The organism is Morganella sp. B601 (genome assembly GCF_051172335.1).
Classification (GTDB): domain Bacteria; phylum Pseudomonadota; class Gammaproteobacteria; order Enterobacterales; family Enterobacteriaceae; genus Morganella; species Morganella morganii.
Genome location: NZ_JBPIZE010000004.1, coordinates 401,374 through 418,062, shown reverse-complemented (window position 1 = coordinate 418,062; position 16,689 = coordinate 401,374). Strand labels below are relative to the sequence as shown.

The window sequence follows — 16,689 nt, the reverse complement described above, 5'->3', positions numbered from 1 at the left end:
TTGCCGCCAACCGGGCACTGGGGGTACTGGCCGGTCCCATAGGGATTGCGCTGAGCTCCGCATGGCTGATAGCCGATATCGCCGGTCCCGCTTACCGGGTCACCATTCCGGCCTGCATCATTGTGGCATACCTGCGCCAGAAGGCCCTGGCGGCCTGATTTCCGTATTCCGTTATTCCTGTTTTCTCTGACTGACTCACGGAGGCTGCGCTCATGCATACGTCAGATTCACGCCATGACCGGCTTGCATTCCGGCTAGCCATGATTATCAGCCGCCTGTTCCGCGGCGAAACACTGTATCCGGCACAGCTCGCCCGTGAGTTTAATGTCTCGGCCCGCACACTGCAGCGGGATTTCAGTGAGCGCCTGGTCTTTCTGGACACAGAGCCGTATCAGGGCGGATACCGGCTGGCCGCCGGTCAGCGTCCTTACCGGACAGACAGCGATATCCTGTACTTTGCCGATATCACCCATATCACCCCGCTGTTCCCCTCGCTTGACCGCAGGCTGCTGTCCGTTCTGCTCAGCCCGGAAAACGGCGCTCCCTGTCTGGTCTACCACGAACCGCCGCAATCCGCCCCGACACTGTTCGGCGGCTTTTATGTGGTGACGCAGGCGATTGTCCGGAGACGGCTGCTCAGCTTCCGCTGTGACGGTCAGGAGCATGAGGGCATGGCGCCCTACAAGCTGATTTATTTTCAGCGGGACTGGTATCTGTGCGGGGAATGGCAGTCAGCCCTGCGGGTGTTCCGGTTCAGTCAGCTGCAGAACATTGCCGTGTCCGGACGCCGTTTCCGTCAGGATGCAGTTATCGCACGGACAGTCACCCGACCCGAATTTATCACCGCATTACCCCATTATCAGTTTATCCGTTCATTAATCACATAAAAGGAACATCATATGATGAAAACCCGGCTTACCGTTGTCCTGCTGTCAGCACTGTTGCTGTCGGCCTGTGACGGCAGCGGCAGCAAACCCGCCCCTGACCCGCGTCAGCAACAGGATATTCAGTCAGTAAAGCAGCTGATTTACCCGTATGACCGTACCGTCACGCTCGGTGGTATTCTGGATAACCGCCCTGAATGTACCGAAACAGAGTGGGATACCCTGACTGACGATAAAGGGCGGGAACTGGTCATGTACCGCTGTCATTACAACACGGCCGCTGTCAGAAACCACATTAATACCTGGCTGGAAAAGCGTTATAACACGCTGATAAATGAGTACACTCAGCGTTTTAATACGCTGGATTCACCGGAATATATCAAATCACGGACTGATTATGAGGAGAGGGGGGTTACCACTGCAGAAGAATCGCTGGCGAAGATTGAAGCGCTCTCGCAGCATGACTGGTCGGCACTGCGCAATGATGTCAGCATTACCGGTCCCGCCGCTGAATATGACAACACAACCGGTAATCTGAAGGACGCCGGACGTAAAATCACACTCAGCAGCGGGGTCATGTCCAGCCGTATTCCGGAAAGTTTATCAGAAGAGCAACGCAATCTGATAACTCAGTGGAACAGGATTACTGAGAGCAACAATATGGGCAGTCTTCCTGATTACTGGTTCAGGGACCCATCCGGAATCACAAAAGAATTCAGTCAGGAACTGACATCGCGAAAAGCAGAACTGACCCAAAAACGTCAGGAACTTCAGGACGAAAGTAATAAGAATAAAGCCGTTTTGTCACAGGCACTGTCAGCACTGAAAGACGCGCAACAGGAATCAAAAGACTGGCAGATTACCCAGGAACTGTACTGGAGTGTGACCGGTCCGGACCCTGTCTTTATGGGGGGCATGTTTCTGGTGGATGACCGTAACGGGCAGTACGAGCTGAAACGCTATTTATCCGGACTCGGCACCATCAGTAATGACAACGATATCCTTACTCATATCTACCGGGATATAACCGGTTCAGCGCCTTACATGAGTACTGTGGCTGACGGTCTTTTTCGTCATCAGACCAGCCACATTTCGCTGCCGAAATAATACTGCCGGTAATGCTGTTGCATCCGCTGTACTGCTGAGTCCCTGTAAAAAAAGGAAACACAGATGTCTGTTTTTAAATTAATGGCTACCACGCTGGGTGTGGCAACGGTGGCGTTAGCTACTTACTGTGCCTGGCAGGCCGCTGCTGAGGCGGCGGATAATGAGGATGCCACCACAGCCGAAAAAGTGGCGGCAGGCCTCAGTGCCGCACTGGCCTGTTCCGCTGTACTGGGCGGTACCCTTGACCGTCTTCTCGGTCGGCTCTTTCCCCGCTGACCGATAACATATACCTGTTTATCACCCCCCCTGACGGCAGACCTTCTGGTCTGCCGTTTTTTTATGCGCCACTCACAAATCAGTAACCCACTGTTTTACCCACCAATACAAAGGAGTTTCACGATGACATTATCAGCACTTCCGCTGCAGGAGCCTGCAGCCATCAAAAGCAATCTGGTTCATCCCCGGGGCAGAGACACATTCTGGCGGTTTTATTTCGGCAGCGTAGCGGACTGGCAGCGCCTGGAAGGCGATATTTTTACCCAGATGAGCGAACTGTGTGATGTTTATTATGGTGCTTTCTGGGAATTCAGTATGCTCACCAATGGTGGTGCATTTATCTGGCCAGACATGATTGAAACATCACTTCCGATGGTTAACCCGCATAACGGTAATAATGCGGAACTGAGTCCGGAAGCCGCAGGCATTGCCGTGTGTTTAATGACGTTCAGTATCTGGTCATTCCGGACTGAAAGCGAAGTATTAGTTGAGTATTTTTATCAGTTACGGGACTACGCCCTGCAGCATGACGAGTGTGCCGCTATTTTTCATCTGATTGATTAACCGGGAGCTACGCCATGAACAATACAGCAGTACCCGCGTCACCGGCGGCCGTCTGGCAGACACTGCTGACTTACCTGCTGCAACAGCACTACGGCCTCACTCTGAACGACACGGAATTTAGTGATGAGCGCGTGATTGAGGCCTGCCTTTGTCGCGGGGTGTCATTGTGTGAGGCACTGAATGCCTTTGCGGAGAAATACGCCCTGGTCCGTACTGACCGGCGCAACAACGGTATCACTGAGCCGTCACACAGTATCACTGCGACCGATATTCTGCGGGCACAGAAAGCAACCGGTCTGATAACTCACCATAGCAGCTCTGCCACCAGCAGATCCGTTACCGTGTAAAAAGCCGGTATCTGCAGCACTTCACCTTATCTCTTCCTTTATCCCGTTCAACCCCGGTTTTTATCTGACCACCCTTTTATCTGTTTATTCTACAGGAGTATTATTATGACCCGTTTGGCTTCCCGCTTCGGCAGGGCGAATATCATTCGTCGTGACCGCCCGTTAACCACCGAAGAGTTATACTGCACTGTACCCAGTATCTTTTCAGCAGAAAAACATGCATCCCGCAGTGACCGTTACACCTATATTCCCACCATTACCCTGCTTGAGAGCCTGCACAAAGAAGGCTTTTATCCGTTCTTTGCCTGTCAGACCCGTGTCCGCGATGACAGCCGCCGGGAGCACACCAAACATATGCTGCGCCTTCGCCGCCATAATCAGATTACCGGTGTCCAGGTACCGGAAATTATTCTGTTAAACAGCCACGACGGCACCAGCAGTTATCAGATGCTGCCGGGATTATTTCGTGCGGTTTGTCATAACGGACTGGTCTGTGGTGATACCTTTGGTGAGGTCAGAGTGCCGCACAAAGGTAATGTCGTCGATAAAGTGATTGAAGGAGCTTATGAAGTGCTGGAAACGTTTGATGCGGTGGCTGAAAAACGCGAACAGATGCAGTCTCTGTTGTTACCACCACCGGCACAGCAGGCGCTGGCGCATGCCGCTATCACGTACCGGTTCGGGGATGACCACCAGCCGATCACAGAAGAACAGGTGCTGCAACCCCGCCGGTGGGAAGATAAGAAAGATGACCTGTGGACGGTGTACCAGCGTTTGCAGGAGAACCTGATTAAAGGCGGACTGTCCGGACGTACAGCCAAAGGGAAACGATCACACACCCGGGCCGTAACCGGTATTGATGGTGATATCCGTCTAAATAAAGCGCTGTGGGTGATGACAGAGAAAATGTATGAACACTTCACTGATCGTCGGCAAATCTGAGTAAATGCTCAGATATGAAAAAACAAACAACAATACATAATCATTTAAAGGAGGTAAAGTCACTCTGTGATACTCTTTTAATACCTCAGGCTGACTGGTAGGATTTATAACTATTAACCCTGCTGTTATGCTGTTTTTGGTCCTTCATCACTGTATGATCCCGGACCGAGGGTACAAATGAGGGTATAAATATAATCACATCAAAAATTAAATTTTAAAACCAATAAGATACATAATAAAATCGATTCCGAGTCCGGCACCACTATTCAAAGAACCCGCCTTATGGCGGGTTTTTGCTTTTCAGGCTTCTGTAAAAACAGGTTTCCTGTCCCTGCCGGATACAACCATAATCAACTCTGTGCCCTTCCGGCACAACAGGTGATTTCATTTCGCTGCTTTGCCGCATACCGGTCGGTTAATACAGTTACATTTGTATTAGTGATATCATTTTTAAGGCGCGATTTTCCGGTTTTTTATCTTTCCTCTCATTTATTCCTTTTTTAAATCACAACTTTCAAGAAAAGAAACCTGATCCGATACACGTGTTGGCCGCCATCCGTTTCCGGAAAGATCGTATATTTAACGATGGAGCGCCGGGTAAGGTGCGAAAACGAAGCCGGATCGGATACAATGGTGTGATACAAACCACTGACACCGGCGTTAGCCCCGGAGGAATTTATGGAAAATATAGTACCGGATAAATACTATGACATCGCAGATGAGTACGCGCTGGAATCGGAAGAGCCGGTTGAAGAGCAGGAGTATGACGGACTGGCGCACTATTTTCAGTTACTGATCACCTGTCTGACGAACAATGAAGAAATCAGTGAGGAAGCCCAGAAAAAGATGGCGGCTGAAGCCGGTATCGATAAACAGCGTATCGATGATATCGCTGAATTTCTGAACCGCTGGGGTAATGATTAAGTCACTATCAGCGCCGGACACAAAAAAGCCGGGATAACAGTATTCCTGTTATCCCGGCCGGATATTACTGACAGTTAAAAGCGGTATTTCAGACCTAACATACCCTGTGTATCCGAGTAATTATCACTGCCGGCCTGCTGCGCCACGTTAAACCAGATGTCGGCATTGCGGGTCAGTTGTCCTTCAACCCCCACTTTAATTTCACCGATATTGCGGGTGCCGGACTGACCAACGTGCTCGCCGTTCATGGATACGCCAGTCATTTTACTGTTATTCAGCCAGTTAATTTCAGCAAACGGCTGGAAGTGACGATCATTGTCTTTATCCTGCAACGCCTGTCCCAGACCATATATTTTCACCCCGAGACGGGTCTGAATATTCCCTTCACCGGTCGCCGATACGCGGGTACCGTTCCTTTCTGTGTGGGTATCCATTTTCACACCCATATAGGTCACCTGTGCTTTCGGCTGAATAAACCAGCGGTTGGTGCTGCCATCACTGCCCTGTGTTTCATTGATAAGGAAACTGTACCCGGCTTCGGCGGAAAGTGTGATGCCGTCAGAGTTATATTTTTCTTCCGGTAATCCGTCCCCGTCAATCCGGTTTTTAAACCAGTTATACTGCACCCAGCTGTCAATATACAGACCGGTTTTATCCGCTTCATTCGCGTAGTAAGTACCGTAGATCCCGGCACTGTAACCATCTGCGTCAGATTTGGCTCTGGTCTTTGTCACATGGTTTGTGGTCTTGCCGCTGATGCGGCCGTAACCAGCCATTAACCCGATATGATAGCGGTTAAGATCATTATCAGACCACTGTGCGATATCCCCGCCCAGTTGTACCACATAACGGTTTGTTCCGGTTTTTAACTGCCCGTCGCCGCTTTTCACGGTTGAATGTCCGGCCACATTCCGCAGCCACAGACTGGTGACTTTGCGCTCACCGGTCAGTACATCGGTATATTGGGTTTCACCGAGACGATCATGCAGACGCACATTAAACAGGTTATTTGCCATATACAGGTTATTGATATATCCCCCGGCTTCCGGGCGGACTACCGATTCCGGTTTTGGCTCCGGTTCTGGTTTTGGCTTCGGTTCCGGCTCTGGTTCTGGTTCCGGTTCTGGTTCCGGTTCCGGTTCTGGTTCCGGTGTCACCGGGCTGTAATCTGATGTCAGATACCAGTTTTTCTCATTGCCGTTTTTACCGCGTCCCAGATAATAATCATACGCCCCGGCAACAATCCGCCCGTCCTGAGTGAAGGTACCGTCAGAATTACCGTCAACGGTGATGACTTCAATGCCGTTGAGAGTGGTCAGCGTCCCCTGCCCGCCGATATTCACAAAACCGACCGTCGTGGTTCCGGCAGAATTACCTTTGATCAGCAGTTTATCGGTCGGTGAATCATCCCCGTTCAGCACCGTATTCATAATCAGGTGGCCGCCGTTACCGGTGTAATCACCAGCCACGGTCAGTGTTTTCGGTACAAAGGCGTCCGGATCGCTCAGATCGTCCGGAGAGTTATAACGGAGTGTCGCACCGGTTAGTATCAGGTTTGACAGCACAGAGTCGGCGGTCATATTCCAGATGCTGTTGGCACCGGCAATATCCAGGTTAATGGTGCCGTTTGTGGTCGTATTTGGTGCGCCTGCCGCGTTATATTCCAGTGAGTTGGTACTGCCGGTAAAACGGCTGTTATCCGCCATCTGCAGATCAATAATCCCTTTTGTCTCTGCTTTCATATCACCGTCAACGGTGAATACACTGCGGATGCTGTCTCCGGACAGACGATCAGAAGAGGATATCTGTGAATCCGCCCCTTTGGCATACAGGGCAAATTTCCGGCCGTCACTGACCACATTAATGGTGGTATCACCGCCGAGATATACCTGACTGCCCGCAGTGACTGTTGCACCACCGACCTTTTTCGATCCGGCTTCGGCATAAATACCGTGTGCCGTCGTACCTTCGGCGCGGATATTCGTTGAACCCAGTTCGATAATGCCGCCTTTATTGGCATAAACCGCATGCGCAGAGCCGCCGTTCGCCACAATGGTGCTGTTATCACCAATCACCACACGGGCATCCCCGGTTGCCGCAGAGTTGGTATTCCCGGCGTAAACCGCATAACCGGTGCCTAATTCGCGTCCCAGAAACTCCAGATTACTGCCGGCCTCGTGCGAAATAATGACCGCATTTTTCCCGAGAGTAATCAGGTTTTCGTTGGTGCCGGTGGTTGATGAGTTAGCACGCACCCCCATCCCGAATGCATCAATATAGGCATCGTCACCCACGGTAATCACCGTGCCGTTACTCTCTTTGCCGACGTTCAGACCATCAGCGGAAGACCCGGTGGTTTTGATAGTTAACTTATCAATATTGATTTTACTGGCACCGTTTTTTGTCACGATACCGTCAGATTTGGCGCCGCTGGTCTCAATATTCAGCTCATTGAAATTATAGGTGCTGCTGTTCCCGTAAACCGCCCAGCCCTGGAGTGGCGAGATTGATGCTTCCGGCGTAGTGTTGATGGTCACACTCGCATAATCGGATAATGCCGTTCCGCCGTGCTCACCGGAATTGTAATAATAAATGGTTGAGGTACAGGTCAGGTGTTTTTGTCCGTCGCCGTCTGTCACCGATGTACAGGGATCCGCTATACCGGGAAGTGAATATAATCCCGACCCCAGTATAATAGATACCGGCAATGCGAATCTTTTTACAGATTTATATTTTTTCATAAGGGAAAGCCTCCCGGCGTAAAAATAAAAGCAGGATACAAATTCAAAAATCAATTAAATAAAATCCATCCGGCTTTATTAATATATAAAGTCAGCAGATAAATATTATTATCAGAAATAATTCAGATTATATTTACGTTACACATTACGTGTGTTTACCTGTTATTACAATCACGATGATAGATAAGATATTTTTATGATATCAATGTTAATAAATTGTTTTTATTATTTTTAATTGATATTTCAATGAATTAATATGAAAGATGTAAGTAATTATTACTTGGTAACAAAATTCCCGGAATGTTTATTCTTTATTTATCTATAATTGGATTAACAACAGAATAAAATGCCATTTAATCGCAATTTACACAAAATTTAATGCATTGAAATCAAAACAAACAGAATTTTGTTACAGATGTTTGTTTTCTTAACGCAAATCCGCATAAAATTTAACAATTAAATAATACCGCTACCATAACACTCTCCCTGTGATAAAAACAATACAAACAACTGTAAAACAAGCAATAATTTAATATTGTCACATTATACTGATGGCGAAATATACTGAAAAAACCCCATTATTACAGACAAAATAACGCATTTTATGATCACGATTTGCTTAACATGTCTTGTCAGACAATGTCACGAAAAGATCGAATAAAAAATTTCAACAAAAAATTCATGTAAAACATGAGATATTCTTTATATTTTGCGCTGCGTCAAATAAAAGTGATTAAACTACATACCAAATATGTAAATTTATGAAAATAATAAAACATACCAAGATTATATTTGCATCAAAAAATAACATGTGTTATTTAATTTTAATCATTAGATACACAATTCCCTTTTTTGAAAAAAACACCAGACATGTTAATAAGACAAGAAAACACAACCGGTAATTATTTACCGGGAATAACAACCATTCCTGTTATGACAGATTTAATCTACGGAGATAAATGGTGCAGAAATATCAATGCATAGATTCAGATTTACTCAATAAAAATATCGGGGAGGTGCTGTACAGATTTCGTAAGCTGAAAAAAATAAGCGGTGAGAAGTTAGGCTTTACACTTGAAATCAGTCAGCAACAGGTTTCCCGCTATGAGCTGGGTAAAGGGAATCTGACGGTCAGCCTGCTGTTCCGGATACTCACAGCACTGGATATCTCACTGATCGTCTTTCTGAATGAACTCAGAAAACAATATGATTCATCAGATACTGTTCACACCTTACTGGATATAGATAATTTATTGTTTTTAAATAAAAATATTAATAAGCCCGATTTTTTATTGTAAAAATAACCACACCTTCCGCCCCGGCCATACCACTGTCACCGGGGCCATGACTCCCCCTCAGTAAACAGACTGATTCTGTTATTTTTTAGGAAATACATCCCTGAAAAATAAAAAGATACTGCCCCTCTGCGCAACAGATTGCACAGAAAACACACACCTGCAATAAACACAGAGGAAAAACAATGAATCAGGATCTCAACACGCAGGATCTGTCTGCACCGGCAGCCGGTATTGACCCGGTAGTACAGGTCATGGGCGGTAACAGTGATATCGCACTGGATTTGGTGGTAATTATTGATACCAGCGGCTCAATGTCAGATGAGTCCGCCGATCTGAGCCGTGAAATAGACGCAGCGATAGAGAAAGCGGCAGCCCGCTGTCCGTCTCAGCTGCGGGCGACTTTCCTGGGCATTCAGGGTACCTGGACCGGGACAAAGTTTGATAAGTCGCTAAGTGATTATCTGATGGGCAAAGGCGCTCCCGCCGGAAATCTGCAGGCCCGGGAACCGTTTCCGGAAGCTGACGGCCGTGACCACGCGGGAAATAAAGAAGATCTGTGCCGTGCCGTTATTGATGCCAGTAAATATTTTGACTGGCGTCCCGGCGCGCGGCGCGCCATTTTTGTGCTGGGTGATGAAGGCATGGAAGGCGGCGGCGGAACACTGACCAGTGCCGCCATCGCGAAAAACAGTGAGGCGATTGGTGTCGCACAACTTCACGGCGTCAAAGTTTACACCTATCAGGGAACCCCGGATGATCGTCCGGAAAACCTTGACCGCTTCCCGTCGATTAAGGAAAGAGACAAAGTGACAAAGGAGTATCAGCGGCTGGCAGAGAAGACCGGCGGGCGCTCTTATATCTACACCACCGGTATTGCGAACTTCCTGCTGGTATTGCAGGAAATTCTCTGTGACAGTCTGACTCCGCCGGTGATCCCGGATAGCGGCCATTCACATGCGGACTGCCGCGATGTGTGTGAACAGCTTTCTTCAATTATTTCTACCGTCAATAAGCTGGCGGATATTATCAATAAAGCCATTGATGCCTGTTGCGGCACAGATGTTCATCATCACAAAGAGACTGCCGCCAAATGCAGTTGCTCCGGTAAAGTATAAACCGTAAATAATGAGTAAAAGCGCCCTGTTAATATCACGGCGCTTTTTTTATTTTTATCAGACGGATACCGTTTTTCGCCGGTGGGAAGACGGGAATGGCGGCAATACTGCATTTTTCAGTGCCTGGGATGCCGGATGGCGCAGTTGCTCAATACATCCCTGCGGCGATGTTTCTGCAATTTTTCCCTCATCCATAACCACCACGCGTGCGGCAAACCGGCTGACCAGCCGCAGATCATGTGTGACAAACAGATACGCAATCCCCTGCGTTTTCTGTAACTGTCCGAGCAGTGTCAGCAGAGATGCCTGCAGATGAATATCCAGGTTTGATACCGCTTCATCCAGGATGATCAGACGCGGATCCGGGGCCAGTGCCCGCGCAATACAGATGCGCTGTAACTGTCCGCCGCTGATCTGTGACGGCAGTTTGCCGAGCACTGACAGCGGCAGCTCCACCATATCCAGCAGTTCCGCAGTCCGGGCTTTGCGCTGTGTTTCATCCAGTGAGGTCAGCAATTTCAGCGGTTCGGCAATAATCTGCTCCAGGGTAAAACGCGGATCAACCGCCCCGGGGGGATCCTGAAAAACCATCTGGATCTCCGAACGGAACTGCCGCCGCTGTTTTTTATCCAGTTTACGCACCGGCATTCCGCGGTAAAAAACATCCCCTTTTTCCGGATATTCCAGCCCGCAGATCTGACGCGCGAGCGTGCTTTTTCCGCAGCCGCTGCGTCCGAGCAGAGCAACTGTCTCCCCTTCATTCAGGGTCAGGGAAATGTCATCGAGAATACAGCGCGGCTTTCCCGCTCCCATCAGTGAATGGCTTTGGTAGCTTTTGCTCAGGTGTTCAACAGAGATCAATGTCATGCGGAAAGCTCCAAACCATACAGTGAGAGGTGTGCAGAAATAAGATTGCGGGTCACCGGCGAGCGCGGCCGGGAAAAAATATCCTCTACCGGGCCGGTTTCAACAATGCTCCCGTCTGACAGCACCGCCACCTGGTCGGCAAGACGTGCCACCACACCCATATCATGGGTGATCAGCAAAAGCCCGGTCTGCCGGTCAGACACTACATGATCCAGCAAATCGAGAATTTTCATCTGCACCACCAGATCCAGATCGGTCGTCGGCTCATCGGCAAACAGAAACGGCGCGTCGCTGAGAATCGCAATCGCGATCATCATCCGCTGTAACATGCCGCCGCTCATCTCAAACGGATAGAGCTTCAGGATATGCTCACTGTCCCCGAGTTCAACTTCCGCCAGCACATCACGGATGCGTTTATCAATGTCATGCAGCGGCTGCCGGGTGGCCTTCAGTGTTTCGGTAATGTGCTGATGCATGGTCCGCACAGGGTTAAATGCACTGCGCGGGTTCTGCATAATCGACGCCACTTCCCTGCCGCGCAGAGCCTGCCCGGTGACCGGCTGCCCGTCCAGCAGAATAGTGCCCTGTGTTTTCTGCACGCCCGGCGGCAGCACATCCAGCAGCGCAGAGCAGGTCATGGATTTGCCGGAGCCGCTCGCCCCGACCAGCGCCAGCACTTCGCCGCGCCGCAATGAAAATGACAGATCAGAAATCAGGAAATGGGCATGATTATTATGCAGATACCCCGCCGAAAGATGGCTGACCTCCAGTACAGAATGATTTAATGACATGTCCCGGCCCTCAGTGTCGGATCCAGACGATCACGCAGAGCATCCCCGAGGATGTTAAACGCCATCACACTGAAAAATAAAATTAAACCCGGCCAGAAAATCAGCATCGGTGATGTCCAAACAAACTGGCGGGCATCACTGATCATCACGCCCCACTCTGCGGTGGGTGCCGCCACGCCCAGCCCGAGGAATGACAACCCGGAGACATGCAGCATCATATGGCCGATATCCAGAGTCGCCAGTACGATCAGCTGTGAAATGGTGGCCGGAAACAGATGCCGGAAAAAGATCCGCACATTACCGGCTCCGCTCAGACGTGCAGCCAGCAGAAATTCCCGGTGGCGCAGCGAGAGGATGATCCCGCGGACAATCCGCGCATACCACGCCCAGTGTGACAATGCGATCGCGATAATCACGTTTGTCAGCCCGGTACCGAGGATGCCGATTAAAAACAGTGCCAGCACCAGTGTCGGGAATGTCAGGAACACATCGGTAAACCGCATGATGATTTGATCCGTCCGTCCGCCGGTAAACCCGGCAATGCCGCCGATCACCAGTCCGAGCGTCATAATAATCACCAGCGTGATAGCAACAGTGCCGAGAGAAATCCGCGCCCCGGCAATCAGACGGGAAAAAATATCACGTCCGAGATGGTCAGTACCAAGCCAGTACTGACTATCCGGTTCCTGAAGCCGGTTTGATAACTCCACCAGATCCGGATCATGCGGGGAGATCCACGGCCCGGCAATCATGGCCAGCACCAGCAGTGCCACCACGGCCAGCGCAAACCACAACAAAAGATTGCGGCTCAGTGTCCGCCAGGCGGAAGGGGCTTTCAGTATCATATCGCTCATTCGATACCCTCCGCAGAGAGACGGATGCGGGGATCCGCAATCGCATAAATAATATCCACAATCAGGTTACAGAGGACAAAAATCACCACCATCAGCAGGGTAAAGCACTGAATCACCGGATAATCCCGGTTCATAATGGCAGAGACCGCATAGCGCCCCACACCCGGCCAGCTGAAAATACTCTCGATAATCAGCGCGCCGCCGAGCAGTTCCCCGATATGCATACCGATAGCCGTAATCACCGGCAGCCAGGCGTTGCGCAGAATATGTGAGCGCTCCACCGTCATTTCAGATAACCCGCGCAGCCGCGCATAACGGACATGGCGCTGCCCGGCCACCTCGAGCATGCTTGCCCGCAGCAACCGGGCATTAATCGCCAGTGACATCAGCGAGATAGCAATAACCGGCATGATCAGGTGTTTTGCTTCCCCTTTACCCATCGGCGGCAGCCAGCCGAGGTGAATCGAAAAGAGCAGGATCAGCAGGAACCCCAGCCAGAAATTCGGCATGGAAACCCCGATAAACGCAATCACCCGCACCAGCTGATCCGGCCATTTTTCGCGGTAACGCGCCGCCAGCATCCCCATAGGAACAGACAGAATAATAGTCAGCGCCAGTGCCAGCCCCGCCAGTTGCAGCGTGGCGGGCAGGAAATAGAGCAGATCCGGCAGCACCGGTTTCTGTGTGGCATAAGAGATACCAAAATCCAGATGCAGCACGTCAGACAACCAGTGAAAATACTGGGTCATAACCGGTTTATCCAGGCCAAGGAGCTCACGGGCGCTTTCCACCGCCTGCGGGGTCGGCGGAATTTTGGAGAGCCGCAGATAATCCAGCGCGGGGTCAGACGGCCCCAGGCGCAGGATCAGAAAGATAAACAGCGAGGTGCCGAGCAGCATCGGGATCAGCAGCAGCACCCGCCGGAAAATAAATCGCATCATAATCGCGGACCTGTTACTTCGCAGCCGGTGTCAGCTGATCAAACGGGATTTCATTCGACATCGCGCTGAACGGCACATCGCCAATTTCCGGTTTTGCCACTGCAATGGCGGTGATGTAGGTCAGCGGCAGATAAACCGCTTCTTCGTGCAGACGGGTCAGAATGTCGTGATACAGCGCACGGCGCTGTTTTTCATCCGTGGTGGTCAGCACCTGTGTGATTTTGGCATCGATTTCCGCTTTATCTGCCAGCCCCTGTTGTGCCTGATAATCGGCATGAGACGGAATGCGCATGGAACTGACAAACGCATGCGGGTCAAACGGCGCGCCCCATGTGCCGTTGAAAATCATTCCGAAGCGCCCGTCTTTCTGGCGCGAATAGATACTGCTTTCCTCTTCCCCGACCAGCTTCACATCAATCCCGGCGCGGCGCAGATCGGCCTGAACCACTTCAGAAATCGACTTCGCCACCGCATCGGTACCGACAAAATTCAGCTCCACCACCAGCGGCTCGCCATCTTTCTCACGGATACCGTTTTCGGTTTTCGCTTTCCAGCCGGCGTTTTCCAGCAGGGATTTCGCTTCTTCAACGTTATAGGCATACGGTGTTAAACCGGCGTCTGCATACGGCACATTTTCTGAGAAAAGGGTGTCCGCTTTTAATTGTGTGCCATACAGCACCTTTTCAATCATTTTATCTTTATCAACCGCGTGATTAATGGCTTTGCGCACGGCTAAATCACGGGTCGGGCCGGTTTTCGTATTGATAGCCAGTACCAGTGATTCCAGCGGTGCAGAGAGTTTGGTGGTATAGCCCGGCATATTTTTAAAGCGCTGATAGGTGTCCGGATAAATAATGCCGTCCGTGCCATATAATAAATCCACCTCACCGGCTTCAAATGCCACGGCGCGGGTATTCGGATCCGGAATCACTTTAAACGTGACGGATTCATACACCGGCTTTTTACCCCAGTACAATTCGTTGCGGACAAATTCATCTTTTTCGCTCAGACGGGATTCCGTTAATACCCACGGGCCGGTGCCGATCGGTTTAATAATACCGTCTTTGGTGCCGCCGTCTTTAAACTGTGACGGTGCAATAAAACGGAACGGACGCGGCAGCGCCAGCTCCTGTAAAATAGGATAATAAGCATCTTTCAGGGTGATTTTTAACTGATTCGGTGCGATATCCTCAACCGCCGTGATCTGATTAGCCAGTTCAAGCCAGGCGTGACGCTCGCGGTTTGCCAGAATGGCATCAAAGTTTGCTTTGGCCGCAGCGGCATCAAATTTCTCGCCGTTGGAGAATTTCACATCATCACGTAATGTGAAAATATAGGTTTTGCCGTCATCCGATACCGTCCATGATTCCGCCAGCCAGGGCTTTACAGTTCCGTCATTCATATAACGGACCAGCGGCTCATACACCATGGTTTGTCCGGCCATCTGATTCGGCGCATACTGATGCGGATTCAGCGGCCCCACATTCACCGGCCAGGCAAAATTTAAATGCGGATCAGCAAAGGCGGTATTTAACGCCCCGGCCACGAGTGCCACAGACAATAATAAAGAACGGACAACGTTACGCATATTTCACTCCTGATGTGCCACAGACAAATAAATAAAAAAGTCAGAAACCGGTTATTAAAATAATGCAGTTTTAATATAAAAGATTTTTCCGCGTAATTATGTACTCCCCCTGAGTACTTATTCTGTAAAAAAAGATAAACTCCGGTTATTATCAGCGCTGACGATTTTTTCAGGAAATCAGAGGCTGTTATTGCGTTATTTACCTGCTTATTGTCCGGGAACCGAAAAAGGCGATAACCACACTCTTTATCAGGTAAAAGCTGCAAAAAGGTGCCGATCCCGCTATACTGGCGGCCGCACTGAAGACAGTGCACATAACCACGGGCAAATATCACCCCATCGTGTGACAATTTGCTGCTCCCCATTGTGAAAATCTGAGAGTCTCATTATGTCATTACCTTCATGTCCGAAATGTAATTCTGAATACACCTATGAAGACGGTGCAATGTATGTGTGCCCTGAATGTGCCCACGAATGGAATGATGCCGAACCGGCAGCGGAAAGCGACGAGCTGATCGTCAAAGACGCAAACGGTAATTTACTGGCGGACGGCGATGCCGTGACAGTCATCAAAGATCTGAAAGTCAAAGGCAGCTCATCGATGCTGAAAATCGGCACAAAAGTCAAAGGTATCCGTTTAGTGGAAGGTGACCACAATATTGATTGTAAAATCGATGGCTTTGGTCAGATGAAACTGAAATCTGAGTTTGTGAAAAAGAGCTGATGTTCTGATATAAGATTGCTGACAAAATCCCGGACTGTTTTTTCCCGGACTTTGCCAACAATCTGAGGCTCCGCAATAGCGGCGGAGCCGCTTTCTCTCAGCAGGTATATTCTGCTTCTGATGTCACCGATGCCGCTGTATAAATATCCGACTGAATACTGAGACTTTCTTCATATAAAGAATTGTCCTGACATCCGGCAAAAAACCAGCCGACCGGTGTCTGTAAAATATCTGCCGCCCTGACCAGCATCCCCACATTAATCCGGCTTTGCCCACGTTCATAACGGGATAATTGCTGCTGACTTATTCCCAGGCCGGCTGCAACCTGCTGCCCGGAATAACCCAGCGCTTTTCGTCTGCAGAAAAGCCGGTCACCGACAGCACTGTTTACCCGCGCCATATCCCGGCAGGATTGAATCTCTGTCATATTAATTACCTTCAGAAATAAAATCATCCGGAAATATATTCCGGAAACAAATTAAAAGAAAAAAGCATTTATTGCTTAAATAAAATAATATTTATTTTCTTAACAAAAATAAAAAATAACGCTGATTAACAATCAGATAATCCGGAGGAAAATAAAACAAAAATAATACAAAAAACAAAATACACAACAATAATGTGTATAAAAAGCAACATATCCGGATTGTTATCTTCAGATAAATCAGCAATACACGATCAATTTTACCTGCTGATAACATCATGATGATAATGATGAAAAATAGG

General features: G+C 49.4%; 17 protein-coding genes and 1 pseudogene. 11 read left to right on the top strand and 7 right to left on the bottom strand.

Annotated features, from left to right (window positions below; translation table 11 throughout):
- The 8 genes and pseudogenes from ACSBQN_RS13520 to ACSBQN_RS13485 all read left to right on the top strand — a co-directional run.
- Nucleotides 1-158 (top strand): annotated as a pseudogene (locus tag ACSBQN_RS13520) (DUF3944 domain-containing protein); the annotation flags it as partial.
- Nucleotides 159-212: 54 nt separating this feature from the next.
- The gene (locus ACSBQN_RS13515) at nt 213-887 is read left to right on the top strand and encodes a helix-turn-helix transcriptional regulator (RefSeq protein ID WP_354633052.1); all 675 of its coding nucleotides are present in this window, start codon (nt 213-215) and stop codon (nt 885-887) included.
- A 12-nt stretch (nt 888-899) separates the two neighbouring features.
- Nucleotides 900-1,991 carry a hypothetical protein gene (locus ACSBQN_RS13510; protein ID WP_434991712.1) on the top strand — a complete coding sequence of 364 codons (1,092 nt, stop codon included), beginning with the start codon at nt 900-902 and terminating at the stop codon, nt 1,989-1,991.
- Nucleotides 1,992-2,054: 63 nt separating this feature from the next.
- A complete protein-coding gene (locus tag ACSBQN_RS13505) occupies nt 2,055-2,267 on the top strand; it encodes a hypothetical protein (RefSeq protein ID WP_310953766.1) in 213 nt (70 codons plus the stop codon).
- 123 nt (nt 2,268-2,390) lie between these two features.
- Entirely contained in the window at nt 2,391-2,831 is a 441-nt protein-coding gene (locus ACSBQN_RS13500; RefSeq protein ID WP_434991711.1) for an antirestriction protein, read from the top strand.
- A 14-nt stretch (nt 2,832-2,845) separates the two neighbouring features.
- A complete protein-coding gene (locus tag ACSBQN_RS13495) occupies nt 2,846-3,178 on the top strand; it encodes a TA system toxin CbtA family protein (RefSeq protein WP_434991710.1) in 333 nt (110 codons plus the stop codon).
- 105 nt (nt 3,179-3,283) lie between these two features.
- Nucleotides 3,284-4,120 carry a DUF932 domain-containing protein gene (locus ACSBQN_RS13490; protein WP_434991709.1) on the top strand — a complete coding sequence of 279 codons (837 nt, stop codon included), beginning with the start codon at nt 3,284-3,286 and terminating at the stop codon, nt 4,118-4,120.
- 678 nt (nt 4,121-4,798) lie between these two features.
- Nucleotides 4,799-5,044 (top strand): DUF2543 family protein, encoded by a 246-nt coding sequence (locus tag ACSBQN_RS13485; RefSeq protein ID WP_004241511.1) that lies wholly within the window; start codon nt 4,799-4,801, stop codon nt 5,042-5,044.
- Between the two features lie 74 nt (nt 5,045-5,118).
- Here ACSBQN_RS13485 and ACSBQN_RS13480 read toward each other — a convergent pair whose 3' ends face one another.
- Nucleotides 5,119-7,683, bottom strand: coding sequence for an autotransporter outer membrane beta-barrel domain-containing protein (locus tag ACSBQN_RS13480; protein WP_337137115.1), 2,565 nt, complete (start codon nt 7,681-7,683; stop codon nt 5,119-5,121).
- Between the two features lie 1,061 nt (nt 7,684-8,744).
- Here ACSBQN_RS13480 and ACSBQN_RS13475 point away from each other — a divergent pair.
- Both ACSBQN_RS13475 and ACSBQN_RS13470 read left to right on the top strand, forming a co-directional pair.
- Nucleotides 8,745-9,083, top strand: coding sequence for a helix-turn-helix domain-containing protein (locus tag ACSBQN_RS13475; protein WP_004234954.1), 339 nt, complete (start codon nt 8,745-8,747; stop codon nt 9,081-9,083).
- A 182-nt stretch (nt 9,084-9,265) separates the two neighbouring features.
- Complete coding sequence (locus tag ACSBQN_RS13470) at nt 9,266-10,198, top strand: hypothetical protein (RefSeq protein ID WP_036408301.1); 933 nt, start codon at nt 9,266-9,268, stop codon at nt 10,196-10,198.
- Between the two features lie 57 nt (nt 10,199-10,255).
- On the opposite strand, the gene nikE is transcribed toward ACSBQN_RS13470, so the two are convergent.
- The 5 genes from nikE to nikA are packed head-to-tail and all read right to left on the bottom strand — an operon-like array spanning nt 10,256 to nt 15,239.
- Nucleotides 10,256-11,065, bottom strand: coding sequence for a nickel import ATP-binding protein NikE (gene nikE / locus ACSBQN_RS13465; RefSeq protein ID WP_220730780.1), 810 nt, complete (start codon nt 11,063-11,065; stop codon nt 10,256-10,258).
- Nucleotides 11,062-11,856, bottom strand: a complete 795-nt coding sequence (nikD, locus tag ACSBQN_RS13460) for a nickel import ATP-binding protein NikD (protein ID WP_152696659.1) — start codon at nt 11,854-11,856, stop codon at nt 11,062-11,064. Before nikD ends, nikE begins: the two co-directional genes overlap by 4 nt.
- The gene (gene nikC / locus ACSBQN_RS13455; protein WP_197738321.1) at nt 11,847-12,701 is read right to left on the bottom strand and encodes a nickel ABC transporter permease subunit NikC; all 855 of its coding nucleotides are present in this window, start codon (nt 12,699-12,701) and stop codon (nt 11,847-11,849) included. Before nikC ends, nikD begins: the two co-directional genes overlap by 10 nt.
- A gap of 5 nt (nt 12,702-12,706) precedes the next feature.
- The gene (nikB, locus tag ACSBQN_RS13450) at nt 12,707-13,651 is read right to left on the bottom strand and encodes a nickel ABC transporter permease subunit NikB (RefSeq protein ID WP_434991708.1); all 945 of its coding nucleotides are present in this window, start codon (nt 13,649-13,651) and stop codon (nt 12,707-12,709) included.
- Nucleotides 13,652-13,664: 13 nt separating this feature from the next.
- A complete protein-coding gene (gene nikA, locus ACSBQN_RS13445; RefSeq protein ID WP_354633103.1) occupies nt 13,665-15,239 on the bottom strand; it encodes a nickel ABC transporter substrate-binding protein in 1,575 nt (524 codons plus the stop codon).
- A 388-nt stretch (nt 15,240-15,627) separates the two neighbouring features.
- Between nikA and ACSBQN_RS13440 the strand changes: the two genes are divergently transcribed.
- Entirely contained in the window at nt 15,628-15,963 is a 336-nt protein-coding gene (locus tag ACSBQN_RS13440; protein WP_004234936.1) for a zinc ribbon domain-containing protein YjdM, read from the top strand.
- 97 nt (nt 15,964-16,060) lie between these two features.
- On the opposite strand, the gene ACSBQN_RS13435 is transcribed toward ACSBQN_RS13440, so the two are convergent.
- The gene (locus ACSBQN_RS13435; protein ID WP_036408439.1) at nt 16,061-16,390 is read right to left on the bottom strand and encodes a helix-turn-helix domain-containing protein; all 330 of its coding nucleotides are present in this window, start codon (nt 16,388-16,390) and stop codon (nt 16,061-16,063) included.
- Between the last annotated feature and the right edge of the window lie 299 nt (nt 16,391-16,689).

Excerpts from the sequence above, each read along its gene's own strand:
- ACSBQN_RS13515 (WP_354633052.1), top strand. The coding sequence starts at position 213 with ATGCATACGTCAGATTCACGCCATGACCGGCTTGCATTCCGGCTAGCC.
- ACSBQN_RS13510 (WP_434991712.1), top strand. The coding sequence starts at position 900 with ATGATGAAAACCCGGCTTACCGTTGTCCTGCTGTCAGCACTGTTGCTG.
- ACSBQN_RS13505 (WP_310953766.1), top strand. The coding sequence starts at position 2,055 with ATGTCTGTTTTTAAATTAATGGCTACCACGCTGGGTGTGGCAACGGTG.
- ACSBQN_RS13500 (WP_434991711.1), top strand. The coding sequence starts at position 2,391 with ATGACATTATCAGCACTTCCGCTGCAGGAGCCTGCAGCCATCAAAAGC.
- ACSBQN_RS13495 (WP_434991710.1), top strand. The coding sequence starts at position 2,846 with ATGAACAATACAGCAGTACCCGCGTCACCGGCGGCCGTCTGGCAGACA.
- ACSBQN_RS13490 (WP_434991709.1), top strand. The coding sequence starts at position 3,284 with ATGACCCGTTTGGCTTCCCGCTTCGGCAGGGCGAATATCATTCGTCGT.
- ACSBQN_RS13485 (WP_004241511.1), top strand. The coding sequence starts at position 4,799 with ATGGAAAATATAGTACCGGATAAATACTATGACATCGCAGATGAGTAC.
- ACSBQN_RS13475 (WP_004234954.1), top strand. The coding sequence starts at position 8,745 with ATGGTGCAGAAATATCAATGCATAGATTCAGATTTACTCAATAAAAAT.
- ACSBQN_RS13470 (WP_036408301.1), top strand. The coding sequence starts at position 9,266 with ATGAATCAGGATCTCAACACGCAGGATCTGTCTGCACCGGCAGCCGGT.
- nikE (WP_220730780.1), bottom strand. The coding sequence starts at position 11,065 with ATGACATTGATCTCTGTTGAACACCTGAGCAAAAGCTACCAAAGCCAT.
- nikD (WP_152696659.1), bottom strand. The coding sequence starts at position 11,856 with ATGTCATTAAATCATTCTGTACTGGAGGTCAGCCATCTTTCGGCGGGG.
- nikC (WP_197738321.1), bottom strand. The coding sequence starts at position 12,701 with ATGATACTGAAAGCCCCTTCCGCCTGGCGGACACTGAGCCGCAATCTT.
- nikB (WP_434991708.1), bottom strand. The coding sequence starts at position 13,651 with ATGATGCGATTTATTTTCCGGCGGGTGCTGCTGCTGATCCCGATGCTG.
- nikA (WP_354633103.1), bottom strand. The coding sequence starts at position 15,239 with ATGCGTAACGTTGTCCGTTCTTTATTATTGTCTGTGGCACTCGTGGCC.
- ACSBQN_RS13440 (WP_004234936.1), top strand. The coding sequence starts at position 15,628 with ATGTCATTACCTTCATGTCCGAAATGTAATTCTGAATACACCTATGAA.
- ACSBQN_RS13435 (WP_036408439.1), bottom strand. The coding sequence starts at position 16,390 with ATGACAGAGATTCAATCCTGCCGGGATATGGCGCGGGTAAACAGTGCT.